The following is a 13,418-nucleotide window of genomic DNA, read 5'->3' on the forward strand; positions in this document are numbered from 1 at the left end:
GGCCGCGCGGGTGGTCAGCCGCGCCAGGCGAAGAAGCCCGGTCCCGCCTGGGTCAGCAGGTCGTGCGCCATCTCAGTGCCCAGTGCCGGGCCGTCGGTCACGTCGCCGCTGCGGTCGAGCGCGATCGCCTCGGACCCGTCGGGGCGCAGCACCTCGCCGCGCAGGCGCAGGGTGGTGCCGTCCAGCTCGGCCAGACCGGCGATTGGGGTTTCGCAGGATCCGTCGAGCGCGGCCAGCAGCGCGCGCTCGGCGGCCAGCCGTTGACCTGTCTCGCCATGGTGGATGGCGGCCAGCATGTTGGCAGCGCGGGTATCATCGGCGCGTCGCTCGATCCCGATGGCCCCCTGCGCGATGGCGGGCAGCATGTCGTCAGGCGAGATTGCGGTGGCGGGCACCTCGGCCATGTTCAGTCGCCGGATACCGGCCATGGCAAGGAAGGTGCATTCGGCCACGCCCTCGGACAGTTTGCGCAGGCGGGTCTGCACATTGCCGCGGAACTCGACCACCTTGAGGTCGGGACGGCGATTGAGCAGCTGCGCCTTGCGGCGCAGCGACGAGGTACCGACCACGGCCCCCAGCGGCAGGTCGCGGATCGCCGAATGGTTGGGCGAGATGAAGGCGTCGCGCACATCCTCGCGCGGCAGGAAGGTATCGAGCACCAGACCGGCGGGCTGTTCCACCGGCATATCCTTGGTCGAATGCACCGCGATGTCGATATCGCCGCGCAACATCGCCTCTTCGATTTCCTTGGTAAAGAGGCCCTTGTTGCCGATCTCTTTCAGCGGGCGGTCGGCTTCGATCATCGCGCGATTATCGCCGGTGGTCGAGATCACCACGATATCGAACGCGTCCTCGGGCAGGTCGAAGGCGGCGCCAAGGCGGCGGCGGGTCTCATACGCCTGCGCCAGCGCCAAAGGCGAGCCACGGGTGCCGATCTTCAGCGGCGATGCGGGAGAGGGAAGTACGATTTTCATGGACGCCAGCTTTAGTCGCGTCACATTGCCCTGACAATGGGGGCTGCGCTTGACAAATTGCCGCCGAACGCAGACCCGTGGCGCAAAGTGAAGGATGGGGGCGGATATGGCCGAGACAAAGAAACTGCTGCGGACGCTGGCGGGCGAGGTGCTGGACACCCCGCCGATCTGGATGATGCGGCAGGCCGGACGATACCTGCCGGAGTATCGCGCCACCCGCGCACAGGCGGGCGATTTCCTGTCGCTTTGCTATAACCCCGAGCTGGCCGCCGAGGTGACGCTGCAACCGATCCGCCGCTATGGCTTCGACGCAGCGATCCTGTTTGCCGATATCCTGCTGGTGCCGCAGGCGCTGGGCGCCGATCTGTGGTTCGAGACGGGCGAGGGGCCGCGTCTGTCGACCATCGGGTCGCAGGCGGAATTCGACCGGCTGAAGCCGGTCGAGGCGATCCACGAGACGTTGGCACCAATCTATGAAACAGTTCGTATCCTGACCCGCGAATTGCCGTCAGAGACGGCGCTGATCGGCTTTGCCGGGGCACCCTGGACCGTTGCGACCTATATGATCGCCGGGCGCGGCACACCGGATCAGGGCCCGGCGCATGCGCTGCGCGAGGGCAGTCCGGCGCTGTTCGATGCGCTGATAGCACGGCTGACAGCGGCCACCATCGAATACCTGAACGCCCAGATCGAGGCAGGCGCCGAAGTGGTCAAGATATTCGACAGCTGGGCCGGGTCGCTGAAGGGTGAGGCGTTCACCAAGTATGCGCTGGAGCCTTGCCGCGAGATCACCCAGGCGCTGAAGGCGCGGCATCCCGGTATCCCGGTGATCGGATTTCCGCGCGAGGCGGGTGAGGGCTATGTCGGCTTTGCCAAGGCCACCGGCGTGGATTGCGTGGCGCTGGATAATTCGGTGACGCCGAACTGGGCGGCGGCGCATGTGCAAGTGGACGGCTGCGTGCAGGGCAACCTTGCCTCGTCGCATATGGTGACCGGCGGTCAGGCGCTGGTGGATGAGACGCGGCGCATTGTCGAGGCGTTTTCCAAGGGGCCGCATATCTTCAACCTGGGCCATGGCATCACGCCGGATGCAGACCCGGAGAACGTGCAGCTGATGATCGACACGGTGCGCAAGGGTTGAGTGCAGGAGCGAGGGGCGCTGCCCCTCGCGCTCCCCGGAGTATTTTGGGCGAAATGAAGGGGCGGGTCAGGGAGTCCCAGGCTGGCCCAGTTCGGCCAGTATCTCGGCCGTGTGTTCACCGCGCGAGGGGCTGGGTCTTGGCTGCCAGTCTTGGTCTTTGAAACGGGGCGCGGGCGCGGCCTGAAGCGCGCCGTCGACCTCGGCCCAGGTGCGGCGGGCGGCATTCATCGGGTGGTGCTGCGCCTCGTGCGGGCTGAGCACCGGAGCGACACAGGCGTCGGTACCGAGGAAGAGGTTCGCCCAATGGTCGCGCGGCTGGGTCACGAAGAGCCCGGCGAGGCGAGCGGTGAGTGCGGGCCAGAGTTTCGGGTTGAACTGCTGCTGAAACTCAGCGTCGTCTGACAGGCCAAGGCGGTCGAGGAAGAGCGCGTAGAACTTGGGTTCCAGGCATTGCACGGTGACATGGCCGCCATCGGCGCAGGTATAGGTGCGGCTCCAATGCGGGCCGTCAAGCAGGCTGCGGCCGCGCGTCTTTGACAGGCTGCCGGTCTGGCCGAGGCTCATCAGCAGGTTCATCATATGGGCCGAGCCGTCATAGATCGCGGCATCGACCACGGTGCCCTGCCCGGTGGCGCGGGCGTTCAGCAGGCCGGCCAGCAGGCCGGTGACCAGATACATGGCGCCGCCGCCAATATCACCCACCAGCGTGGCGGGCGTCTGCGGCGCGTCGCCGGGGGCCGAGCCGTACCAGAGCGCGCCCGAGAGCGAGATATAGTTGAGGTCGTGCCCGGCGGCATGGGACAGCGGCCCGTCCTGGCCCCAGCCGGTCATCCGGCCATAGACCAGCGCCGGGTTCAGCGCATGGCAATCCTCGGGGCCAAGGCCCAGTTTCTCCATCACGCCGGGGCGGAAGCCTTCGATCAGGGCATCGGCGCTGGCGATCAGGGCGCGGGCGGTCGCAATGTCGGCCGCATCCTTGAGGTCGAGCGCGATGGAGCGTTTGCCGCGATCCAGAAGCGAGCGTTCCGGCATGCCCGGTGTCACCGCGCCGCCCTTGCGGTGCACGGTGATCACATCAGCGCCCAGATCTGCCAGCAGCATGGCGGCAAAGGGTCCGGGGCCCAGCCCCTCGATCTCGACGATGCGGATGCCGTTCAGCATGATGCTCTCCTTTTCTTTGTGGCAGGTTCCCGGCCCCGCGCGCCGAAATCAAGCGCGGCAGTGCCGCATGACGTGGCGTTGCGTTTTGTGCGCGCCGTTTTGCATGCTCTGCTGGGGTGCAATCAGGGAGAGAGACATGTCCGTTGTCGCATATGAAAAGGACGGGCGTATTGCCCGGATCACACTGAACCGGCCCGAGGTGATGAACGCCATCAATGACGAGCTGCCGGGTGCGCTGGCCGCGGCGGTCGCGCGGGCCGATGCCGATCCCGGTGTGCATGTGATGGTGCTGTCCGGGGCGGGGCGTGCATTTTGCGCGGGCTATGACCTGACCTATTACGCCGAGGGCAACGGGGCGGGCGATGTGACCCAGCCGATGCCCTGGGACCCGATCAAGGATTACCGGTTCATGTGGGCCAATACCCAACATTTCATGTCGCTTTGGCGGGCGGTGAAACCGGTGCTGTGCAAGGTGCACGGCTTCGCGGTGGCGGGCGGGTCGGATATCGCGCTGTGCGCCGATATGACGATCATGGCCGAAGACGCGCAGATCGGGTACATGCCGACACGGGTCTGGGGTTGCCCTACCACCGCAATGTGGGTCTATCGGCTGGGCGCCGAGCGGGCCAAGCGGATACTGTTCACCGGCGACAAGATCACCGGGCGTCAGGCAGCGGATATGGGGCTGGTGCTGGAGGCGGTGCCGGCGGAGCATCTGGACGACCGGGTCGAGGAGCTGGCCGCGCGCATGGCCACCGTGCCGATCAACCAGCTGGCGATGCAGAAACTGGTGATCAACCAGGCGATCGAGCAGACCGGACTGATGCAGACGCAGCGGCTGGCGACGATTTTCGACGGCATCACCCGGCACAGCCCCGAAGGCATCCATTTCAAGGAGCGCGCCGAGGCGGTGGGCTGGAAACAGGCGGTGGACGAGCGCGACCAGGGCACCTGGGATTGGACCGCGAACGAGGAAATCCCAAAGCGCAACCGCTAGGTTCGCCGGAGCCTCATCGTCTCGTAGGTCAGGAGCGCGCCGGTGGCGCGATCGACCAAAACCGGGTCGACCTCGTGCCCGTCCGTGTGCGAGACGACGCGGATCGGCGGTGGCAGATCGCTGGGCAGGTTGTCGGTGGCCCAATCGACGAGCATCAGCATGACCGGGCCAAAGGCACGTCCCGCCGGGGTCAGCCGGTATTCATGCCTAAGGGGCCGCTCCTGATAGGGAGCGCGGTGCATCAGGCCCAGCGCCTCAAGCTTCTTGAGCCGTTCCGCCAAAAGGTGGCGGGTTATGCCAAGGCGGTCCTGAAACCCGTCGAACCGGCGGGTACCCAGAAACGCCTCGCGCAGGATAAGCAGGGTCCAACGGTCGCCCACCACCGACATGGCGCGGGCGACCGGGCAGGAATCGTGATCGAGATCGCTCCATTTCATGTCCGCAGACTTAGCACGAAATTTATGGGTTCCAAATAAGAACTTACTCAGGCACAGTGAGTTCTGTTTTGGAACTTATAAAGGAATCAGGAATGTCGATCACAGATCCGTCCGGCCCGCTTAACCGGCCCACCCATCCCGACCCTTTGGCAATACGGTTGACGAGGCTGGCCGCCGCCCTCGCGTCTCGCGGGGCTCCGGGGCTCTCGTCGTGGATCTTGGAGCGTCTGTTCACAACGCCGCGCCGGTATGCGGTTCCTGCGCACGAACGGGATTGGATGGCAGACGCGCGGATCGATCATCTGGAACTGACGGGCGGCATGCGCATTCCGCTCTATCACTGGGGGTATGGCCCGACGGTGCTGCTGATCCATGGCATGAGTGGGCGCGGCAGTCAGATGGCGATCCTTGCGGCGCCCCTGGTCGCGGCAGGGTTCAGCGTCGTCACCTTTGATGCGCCCGGGCATGGCGCGGCGCCAGGCGGACGGTTCTCGCTGCCCGAATATGCGCAGGTGGTCATGCATGTCGCGGGCCATCTGGGCCCTTTGGCCGGAGTTGTGGCACATTCCGTCGGCGCTGCGGCGGCGACACTGGCGCTGGGACAGGGGGCCAAGATCGGCCGCCTCGTCTATTTCGCGCCGCCCGAGGACATGTCGGACCACCTGTTCCGGCTTGCAGGGTTCCTGGGATTCTCGACGCGGGTCGCGGGCCGAACACAACATCGTCTGGAAACGCGGCTGGGGGTTCCGATGGAGGCGCTGCGCGGGCGCGACATCGCGCGGAGCCTGACGAACCCCCTGCTGGTTTTTCATGATCGCGGCGATGGCATCGTACCCTTCCGCGACGGAGCCACCTTGGCGCGCTACTGGCCCGGCGCCTGCCTGATTGCGACCGAGGGCTTGGGCCATTCCCGGATCCTGCGCGACCCTGAGGCGCTGGACCGGACGGTTGACTTTCTGTCCGGGCGCCAGACCGGGCAGGATACAGGCTGTGCGCAAGACGTGGCCGCCTAACCTTGGGCAAGCCGAAAAACTTGCCATGCCCGGTCCGGGCCAATAGCGTCATACCGGATTGTGTTATGCTTTTGGGGAAGCGATGCGCGCCTGGCTACTGATATGTTTTGCGGTTGTCGTGGCGATTGTCTGGGCGATCTTTGCGCATCTGCATCCCCCCGACCGGATCGTGATGGCCGCCGGGCCCGAAAATGGCGCCTATGCGCAGATTGCCGGGAAATACCAAGAGGTGCTGGCGCGGGACGGAATCCATCTGGAGATCGCCTATACCGCCGGTTCCGCCGAAAACGCCCGGCTGATGGCCGAGGGCAAGGTGGACGCCGCGCTGTTGCAGGGCGGCATTGCTGTACCGAGTGACACGGTCGAGGCGGTCGGCACGATTTTCTACGAACCCATGGTGTTTCTGATCCGGCGCGATGCACCGATCCAACGCAACCCGGCCAACTGGTCGGGGCTGCGGATCGCAAGCGGCATGCCCGGATCCGGGACCGAGGCCGCGTTTCGCGATTTCGAGGCCGCGGTGGGTCTGCGCCACGACGCGAACACCCATGTGCAAATGCCCTATTCCGAAGCTGCCGGAGCGGTGTTGCGCAACGAAATCGACATCGCCATTTTCGTGGCCCCGGTCGATGCGCCCTATCTGATCGAGGCCTATGGCCACCTGTCGCTGGGTGTGCTGCCGCTGGATCATGTCGAGGCGATCTCGCGCCGGATGGAATACGCGGGCGTGGTAACGGTGCCCGCCGGCGGCATGTCGCTGGCGCCGGTTTTGCCGCCGGTGGCGCGCACGCTGGTCGCGCTGGAGGCCCGGCTGGCGGTACAGGAGGGGTTGCATCCGGCGCTGGTCAACCGGCTGGCCATGGCCGCGATCGAGCTGCATGGCGGCCGGGGAATCATCACCGATCCGGGCCGCTTCCCCTCGATCGAAGGCGCAGGGCTGGTGGTGAACAACACCGCGCGCCAGCTGATCCTCGAGGGCCCATCGACCTGGCATGATTGGCTGCCCTATTGGGTGGCGGCACAGATCAACCGGGTGCTGCTGCTGGTGCTGCCGTTCTTCTTCGTGGTGGTGCCGCTGCTGCGGCTGATACCCGCGGCCTATGCCTATGTGATGCGTTGGCGGGTCTGGCGCTATTACCCCGAAATCCGCCGCGTCGAGGAGGAATTGGTCAACAATCCGTCGACGGATGACCTTTCGGACATGCAGGTGCGGCTGGCCGAAGTGGAGGACCGCCTGGCGGCGATGCGCCTGCCGACCGCCTATCGACAGAGCCAGTACGACGCCCGTCTGCATCTGGAACTGGTGCAGAACCGGCTGAGCGAAATCCGGCGGACGCGGTTGCAGGCGGAGCGGTCTAGTAACGCGCCTTGACCTCGGCCCGGGCGACCACGCGCGCCTTGGCTCGCTCGCGGAAGAACACGAACAGACCGGAGCCCGCGATCAGCGCCATACCCGCCCAGACCTCCCAATCGGGCAGTTCGTTCCAGATCAGCCAGCCCCAGAGCACGGCGAGCGGAAGGCCGACATATTCGAAGGGCGCAACCGTGGCGGCATCGGCCAGCCGATAGGCCTGCGCCAGGCAGTAGCCGATGACAGCAGAATTCAGGCCCAGGCCCAGCAGGTAGATCCAGTCGCCATCCCCCGGCCAGATCCAGGCGCGCAGCAGGAAAATCAGGCTGGGGTCGCTGACCCCTTGGACATAATGCCCGTCGCCGGCGATCACATAGAACAAGGCCGACACCACGATGAACATCGCCTGGATATAGACCGCCAGAGCCGAGGCGCGAGTGGTCGCGCCCAACTTGCGCGTCATCAGCTGCAAAAGCGCGTAGGTGAGCGCCGAGACGACCGGGAGCAGCAGAACGAGACGGTTGACCTCCAGCGCGGCCGTCCCCTCCCACGGGCGCTGCATCAGGATCACGCCGCCAAAGCCAACAACCACGGCAGCCATCCGCATCGGCCCCACCCGTTCACCGAGGATCGGGATCGACAGCAGCGTGATGAAGAGCGGCGCGGCAAAGAACAGCGCTGTGGCGTCGGCCAGCGGCATCACCGCAAGCGCCACGAAATAAGTCATGTTGGACACCACCACCAAGAGGCCCCGCAGCAGGTGGAGGAAGGGTTGGCGGGTTTTCAGGATCGACAGACCACCTTCGGCCTGGACCAGAATCAGCGAGAACAGGATCCCCACACCCGAACGGACAAAGACGATCTGGTGCAGCGGGTAATCGCCCGACAGCTGCTTGATCAGCATGTCGTTGACCGAAATCGCCGTCATGCCCACCAGGACATAGACGATTCCGGCCGTAGCCATGGCTGCACTGGTTTGCTTCATCCGCCGCTTGATCCATCTGTGACAGGGCTCCGCCCTCAGGGGTATCACGGGAATGCCGGTGTGCAATTCCGTATTTCGATGGCGCCCCGTGTTGCTTGCGACCACAGAGGGGGCTAGGTCTGGATCAAACCTGGCCTTTGCGACAAGGAGTGCGCCCTATGCAGATGAGCGATACCCGCGAAATCGCGGCAGACCCCGCCACCGTCTATGCCGCCCTGCTGGATCCGGCGGTGCTTCTGGCATGCGTGCCCGGCGCGCAGGAGGTGACCGGCAATCCCGAGGAGGGATACACCGCCACCGTCGTGCAAAAGGTTGGGCCGGTAAAGGCGACTTTCCAGGGAACTGTGACCATGTCGGACATGGTTCCGGGCGAGTCCCTGACTATCGCAGGCGAGGGAAAGGGGGGCGCGGCAGGCTTTGCCAAGGGCGGCGCCAGCGTGCGTTTCGCGCCTTCGGAGAGCGGCGGCACCTTGCTGAGCTATGATGTCGAGGCCCGGGTCGGCGGCAAGCTGGCGCAGCTGGGCAGCCGTCTGATCGACGGCTTTGCCAAGAAAATGGCCGACCAGTTCTTTGACACGCTGACAGCGCAATTCGCGCCACCGCCCACAGACGAGGACAAGGACTCGCCGGAGGAGAGGAAGGGCTGGCTGGGTCGGCTCACCGGACGCGACTGAGGACGTGGCGGCGCGCAAATTCGGCCTGTTCCTGTCCACATCCAGCCTGTAGGTTCGCCGCGAGAACGGGATCAGGCGCATGAACACCATACTTTCGATCCGGGACCTGCGGAAATCATATGCCGACGGGTTCGAGGCGCTGAAGGGCGTCACGCTGGATATCCGCGAAGGCGAGATCCTGGCGCTGCTCGGCCCCAACGGCGCGGGCAAGACCACGCTGATCTCGACTGTCTGCGGTATCACAACGCCGAGCTCGGGCAGCGTTACTGTGGGGGGGCACGACATCCAGGCCGATTTCCGCGCCGCCCGCCGGATGATCGGGCTGGTGCCGCAGGAGATCGCGCTGGAACCGTTCGAGAAGGTGATGAACACCGTCCGTTTCTCGCGCGGGCTGTTCGGCAAACGCGCCGATGACGGCCGGATCGAGGAGGTGCTGCGCAAACTCTCGCTCTGGGACAAGCGCCGCAACGCGATCAAGGAACTGTCGGGCGGCATGAAACGCCGGGTGCTGATCGCCAAGGCGCTCGCGCATGATCCCCGTGTGTTGTTCCTGGACGAACCCACCGCCGGGGTCGACGTGGAACTGCGCAAGGACATGTGGGACATCGTGGCCGAGCTGAAGGCCGCGGGCGTCACCATCATCCTGACCACCCATTACATCGAAGAGGCCGAGGCCATTGCCGACCGGATCGGCGTGATCAACAAGGGTGAGCTCTTGCTGGTCGAGGACAAGGCCAAGCTAATGGCACGGATGGGCAAGAAGCATCTGTCGGTGATGCTGTCACGCCCGATAACGGCCATTCCACCGGCGCTGGCCCGGCACAATCTGGAACTGAACGGGGCGGGTGACGAGCTGCTTTACACCTATGACACCCATGCCGACCGCACCGGCATCACCAAACTGCTCAACGACGTGGCTGAGGCCGGTCTGGTGCTGCGCGACGTGGCAACCCGGCAATCAAGTCTGGAAGAGATATTCGTCACCCTGGTAAAGGGAGAAACACCATGAACTGGGCCGCCATTGCCGCCATTTACCGGTTCGAGATGGCCCGGTTCTTTCGCACCCTGACACAGAGCTTCATTTCGCCGGTACTGAGCACCTCGCTCTATTTCGTGGTCTTCGGCACCGCTATCGGCAGCCGCATCCAAGAGATCGAGGGCGTCTCTTATGGCGCCTTCATCGTGCCGGGGCTTGTGATGCTGTCGGTGGTGATGCTGGCGATCTCGAACGCCTCCTTCGGCATCTATTTTCCGAAATTCCTGGGCACGATCTACGAGTTGCTGTCGGCGCCGGTGAATTTCATCGAAATCGTTATCGGTTATGTCGGCGCGGCGGCGACCAAGGCGCTATTCGTGGGCGTGGTGATCCTGGTGACCGCCAGTTTCTTTGTCGAGCTACGCATCGAGCACCCTCTGGCGATGGTGGCCTTTCTGGTTCTGACCTGCCTGAGCTTTTCGCTTCTGGGCTTCATCATCGGCATCTGGGCCAGCAATTTCGAACAGATGTCGCTGGTGCCGCAACTGGTGGTGACGCCGCTGATCTTTCTGGGCGGCACGTTCTACAGCATCTCGATGCTGCCCCCGGTCTGGCAGACCATCACGCTGTTCAACCCGGTGGTCTACCTGATTTCAGGCTTCCGCTGGTCGTTCTACGGGCTGGCCGACGTCCCGGTCGCGCTGAGCCTTCTGGCGATCGCCGCCTTTACCGGCTTGTGCCTGGCGGTGATCGGCTGGATCTTCCGCACCGGCTGGCGCATCCGCAACTGAGACGCGGCAGGATGCCCAAAAGGCATGCGTTTCCTTCAGGTCGAAAAAACTCCCGCCGGAAGCATCGCGCGCAGAGCGATAGACAGGCCCGACCTTCAAGTCGTGCGATTGTGTGGGAAAATTGTTGCCGTGGCGTTTCTGTTCCCGTCCGCGTCTTGTTTGTCGGACAGTGGAGCTCTACATCGGCTGCCATGACACTCGCCCTGCCCTTTCTGAAAAAGCCGCCGCTGGTGGCCGTGGTTCGCCTGTCCGGTGCCATCGGCATGACCGGGCGCGGGTCGCTCAATGACACCTCGCTAGCCCCCGTGCTGGAACGCGCCTTTCGCAAGGGCAAACCGGCGGCCATTGCGCTCGAAATCAACTCGCCCGGCGGCTCACCGGTGCAAAGCTCGCTGATCGGCGCGCGGATCCGGCGGCTGGCGGACGAGTTGGATGTGCCGGTCTATGCCTTTGTCGAGGATGTGGCCGCCTCGGGCGGATACTGGCTGGCCTGCGCCGCCGACGAGATCTGGGCCGACGACAGTTCGATCCTGGGATCCATCGGCGTCATTTCGGCCGGGTTCGGCGCGCATGTGTTCCTGGCCCGACAGGGGATCGAACGGCGGGTCCACACGGCGGGAAAGTCGAAATCCATGCTCGACCCGTTCAGCCCGGAAAAGGACGAGGATATCGCCCGGCTTAAGGGCATCTTGGGTGACATTCACAAGAATTTCATCGACCACGTAAAGGCCCGGCGCGGGGCACGGCTGGATCTGTCCGAGGACCTGTTCACGGGCGAGATCTGGTTGGGCGCACGGGCGCGCGATCTGGGGCTGATCGACGGGATCGGGCACCTGAAACCCAAGATGCAGGAACGGTATGGCGACAAGGTGCGGTTCCGCCGCTACGGAATGCGCCGTCCGGTCTGGTCGCGGTTCGGCCTGTCGTTGGCCGAAGACGCGCTGGGCGGCATAGAAGAGCGGGCCGCCTTCGCGCGGTTCGGCCTCTGACATGCTGGTCAAGATCGTCACCCTCTTTCTGGTCGCCATCGCGGTGCTTGCCATGTTCGGGCGGCTGCGGTTCCCCGGTGCGCGGCGGCTGAGCTCGGCAAAATGCCCGCGCTGCGGCCGCTACAGGATCGGCAAGGGTCCCTGCGCCTGCGGGCATGGAGGCCGCGCATGATGGCATGGGTCCTGTCTGGACTGGGGCTGTTGATCCTGCTTCTGGCCGGTGACGCGCTTGTACGGGGCGCGGTCAATCTCAGCCTGCGGCTGGGCGTGCCGGCGCTGATCGTCAGCCTGACGATCGTCGCCTTTGGAACCTCGGCGCCGGAACTGCTGATCTCGATCAAGGCGGTACAGGAAAACGCGCCCGGCATCGCGCTGGGCAATGTGGTGGGTTCGAACACCGCAAATATCCTGCTGGTACTTGGTTTGCCCGCACTGCTGGCGACGCTGCACACCAGCGAGTGCGATACACGGCGCAACTATGTGCTGATGCTGCTCGCCTCGGTCCTGTTCATCGGGCTGGCGTTCTGCGGCACCTTCACGGTGACCAGCGGGATGATCCTGCTGGCGGGTCTGGGTCTGATGCTGGCCAATGCCTTTCGCGAGGCGCATGCCCATCGCAAGGCTTGTGGCGCCGCCTGCGCGGACGACGATCTGGAAGTTCTGGAAGAGGCTGACCCGAACATGCCCTGGTGGCGGATCGGCATGTTCCTAGCGCTGGGTCTTTTGGGCCTCCCGATGGGGGCGCATCTGCTGGTCGACAACGCTTCGGTCATCGCGCGCACCTATGGGGTCAGTGAAACGGTGATCGGGCTGACGCTGGTGGCGCTGGGCACGTCCCTGCCGGAACTGGCAACCACGGTGATGGCCGCGCTGCGCCGCCAGGCCGATGTGGCGCTGGGCAACGTGATCGGGTCGAACATGTTCAACCTGCTGGCGATCGTCGGTGTCGCCACGCTGTTCGGACCGATCCCGGTCGATCCTTCGTTTCTGGAATTCGACCTCTGGGTGATGCTGGCGGCCTCGTTGCTGCTGATCCCCTTCGTGTTCTTCAAGCTGGACATAAACCGGTTCTGGGGGGCGGTGCTGAGCGCCATGTACATCGGTTACGTGGTGATCGTTCTGGTCTAGGCGGCGAGAGGAGAGCCACATGGCACGCGCGTTGGTAACCGGGGCCGGGCAACGGCTGGGCAAGGCGATGGCGCTCTACCTGGCACAGCGCGGCTTTGATGTCGGTGTGCACTATGCCAGTTCCGAACACGATGCCGAGGCCGTTGCCGCCCAGATCCGGTCCATGGGCCGCGCGGCCGTTGCCCTGCCCGCCGACCTGCTGGACGAAGCCCAGACACAGGCACTGCTGCCCGAGGCGGCAGAGAGGCTGGGGGGCCCGATCACCTGCCTGGTCAACAATGCCTCGATCTTTGAATATGACAGCCTGACCAGCGCCAGCCGGACCAGTTGGGACCGGCATATAGAAAGCAATCTGCGCGCGCCCTTCGTGCTGACACAGGCGATGGCGGCGCAGGGGTTGCAGCCCGTCGCGGACGACGCTGGCGAGCCGATGGCGACCGGGCTGATCATAAACATGATCGACATGCGGGTGCGCAAGCTGACGCCGGAGTTCATGACCTATACGCTGGCCAAGGCGGCGTTGTGGACCATGACCCAAACCAGCGCACAGGCGCTGACACCCGCGATCCGGGTCAACGCGATCGGCCCCGGCCCGACGCTGAAAGGTCATCGCCAGTCGCCCGAGCATTTCGCGGCGCAACGGGCGAACACAATCTCTGGGCGTGGATCAAACCCGCAGGATATTACCGCCGCTTTGGGCTATTTCCTCGACGCTCCCGCAGTCACGGGGCAGTTGCTTTGCGTCGATGGCGGGCAACACCTGGGATGGCGCACGCCCGATGTGATCGGGGTTGAATGAGC

14 protein-coding genes and 1 pseudogene are annotated in these 13,418 nt (G+C 64.8%); 11 read left to right on the forward strand and 4 right to left on the reverse strand.

Annotated features, from left to right (window positions below; genetic code table 11):
* Positions 1 to 14: 14 nt before the first annotated feature.
* A complete protein-coding gene (gene hemC / locus G0P99_RS02520) occupies positions 15 to 974 on the reverse strand; it encodes a hydroxymethylbilane synthase (RefSeq protein WP_164127374.1) in 960 nt (319 codons plus the stop codon).
* Between the two features lie 106 nt (positions 975 to 1,080).
* On the opposite strand from hemC, the gene hemE reads away from it, so the two are divergent.
* Positions 1,081 to 2,115: a uroporphyrinogen decarboxylase gene (gene hemE, locus G0P99_RS02525; protein ID WP_164127376.1), complete on the forward strand. Its 1,035-nt coding sequence runs from the start codon at positions 1,081 to 1,083 to the stop codon at positions 2,113 to 2,115.
* 66 nt (positions 2,116 to 2,181) lie between these two features.
* Here the strand turns inward: hemE and G0P99_RS02530 are convergent, their stop codons facing one another.
* Positions 2,182 to 3,276, reverse strand: coding sequence for a CaiB/BaiF CoA-transferase family protein (locus G0P99_RS02530; RefSeq protein ID WP_164127378.1), 1,095 nt, complete (start codon positions 3,274 to 3,276; stop codon positions 2,182 to 2,184).
* Between the two features lie 136 nt (positions 3,277 to 3,412).
* Here G0P99_RS02530 and G0P99_RS02535 point away from each other — a divergent pair, with 136 nt between their 5' ends.
* Positions 3,413 to 4,273 (forward strand): crotonase/enoyl-CoA hydratase family protein, encoded by an 861-nt coding sequence (locus tag G0P99_RS02535; RefSeq protein ID WP_164127379.1) that lies wholly within the window; start codon positions 3,413 to 3,415, stop codon positions 4,271 to 4,273.
* On the opposite strand, the gene G0P99_RS02540 is transcribed toward G0P99_RS02535, so the two are convergent.
* Positions 4,270 to 4,710, reverse strand: coding sequence for a helix-turn-helix domain-containing protein (locus G0P99_RS02540; protein ID WP_164127381.1), 441 nt, complete (start codon positions 4,708 to 4,710; stop codon positions 4,270 to 4,272). The two genes, G0P99_RS02535 and G0P99_RS02540, sit on opposite strands and share 4 nt — an antisense overlap.
* A 278-nt stretch (positions 4,711 to 4,988) precedes the next feature.
* On the opposite strand from G0P99_RS02540, the gene G0P99_RS02545 reads away from it, so the two are divergent.
* Together G0P99_RS02545 and G0P99_RS02550 are read left to right on the forward strand one after the other, a co-directional pair.
* Positions 4,989 to 5,723: an alpha/beta hydrolase gene (locus G0P99_RS02545; RefSeq protein ID WP_164127383.1), complete on the forward strand. Its 735-nt coding sequence runs from the start codon at positions 4,989 to 4,991 to the stop codon at positions 5,721 to 5,723.
* 82 nt (positions 5,724 to 5,805) lie between these two features.
* Entirely contained in the window at positions 5,806 to 7,095 is a 1,290-nt protein-coding gene (locus G0P99_RS02550; protein WP_164127385.1) for a TAXI family TRAP transporter solute-binding subunit, read from the forward strand.
* Here the strand turns inward: G0P99_RS02550 and G0P99_RS02555 are convergent.
* On the reverse strand, positions 7,079 to 8,038 hold the full coding sequence (locus G0P99_RS02555) for a DMT family transporter (protein WP_164127387.1): 960 nt from the start codon (positions 8,036 to 8,038) through the stop codon (positions 7,079 to 7,081). The two genes, G0P99_RS02550 and G0P99_RS02555, sit on opposite strands and share 17 nt — an antisense overlap.
* A 179-nt stretch (positions 8,039 to 8,217) precedes the next feature.
* Between G0P99_RS02555 and G0P99_RS02560 the strand changes: the two genes are divergently transcribed.
* The 7 genes and pseudogenes from G0P99_RS02560 to G0P99_RS02585 all read left to right on the forward strand — a co-directional run.
* Positions 8,218 to 8,733 (forward strand): CoxG family protein, encoded by a 516-nt coding sequence (locus G0P99_RS02560; RefSeq protein ID WP_164127389.1) that lies wholly within the window; start codon positions 8,218 to 8,220, stop codon positions 8,731 to 8,733.
* A gap of 79 nt (positions 8,734 to 8,812) precedes the next feature.
* On the forward strand, positions 8,813 to 9,742 hold the full coding sequence (locus tag G0P99_RS02565) for an ABC transporter ATP-binding protein (protein ID WP_164127392.1): 930 nt from the start codon (positions 8,813 to 8,815) through the stop codon (positions 9,740 to 9,742).
* Positions 9,739 to 10,500 carry an ABC transporter permease gene (locus tag G0P99_RS02570; RefSeq protein ID WP_164127393.1) on the forward strand — a complete coding sequence of 254 codons (762 nt, stop codon included), beginning with the start codon at positions 9,739 to 9,741 and terminating at the stop codon, positions 10,498 to 10,500. The genes G0P99_RS02565 and G0P99_RS02570 overlap by 4 nt, the downstream gene beginning before the upstream one ends.
* Before the next feature lie 191 nt (positions 10,501 to 10,691).
* Positions 10,692 to 11,489, forward strand: a complete 798-nt coding sequence (locus G0P99_RS02575) for a S49 family peptidase (protein WP_164127396.1) — start codon at positions 10,692 to 10,694, stop codon at positions 11,487 to 11,489.
* A 1-nt stretch (position 11,490) separates the two neighbouring features.
* Entirely contained in the window at positions 11,491 to 11,661 is a 171-nt protein-coding gene (locus tag G0P99_RS24405) for a hypothetical protein (RefSeq protein ID WP_203582942.1), read from the forward strand.
* A complete protein-coding gene (locus G0P99_RS02580; protein ID WP_164127398.1) occupies positions 11,658 to 12,617 on the forward strand; it encodes a calcium/sodium antiporter in 960 nt (319 codons plus the stop codon). The genes G0P99_RS24405 and G0P99_RS02580 overlap by 4 nt, the downstream gene beginning before the upstream one ends.
* A 16-nt stretch (positions 12,618 to 12,633) precedes the next feature.
* Positions 12,634 to 13,416: pseudogene (locus G0P99_RS02585) on the forward strand (SDR family oxidoreductase); the annotation flags it as partial.
* Positions 13,417 to 13,418 lie beyond the last annotated feature (2 nt).

This window comes from Ruegeria sp. PrR005, from assembly GCF_010500245.1.
Classification (GTDB): Bacteria; Pseudomonadota; Alphaproteobacteria; order Rhodobacterales; family Rhodobacteraceae; genus Ruegeria_B; species Ruegeria_B marisflavi.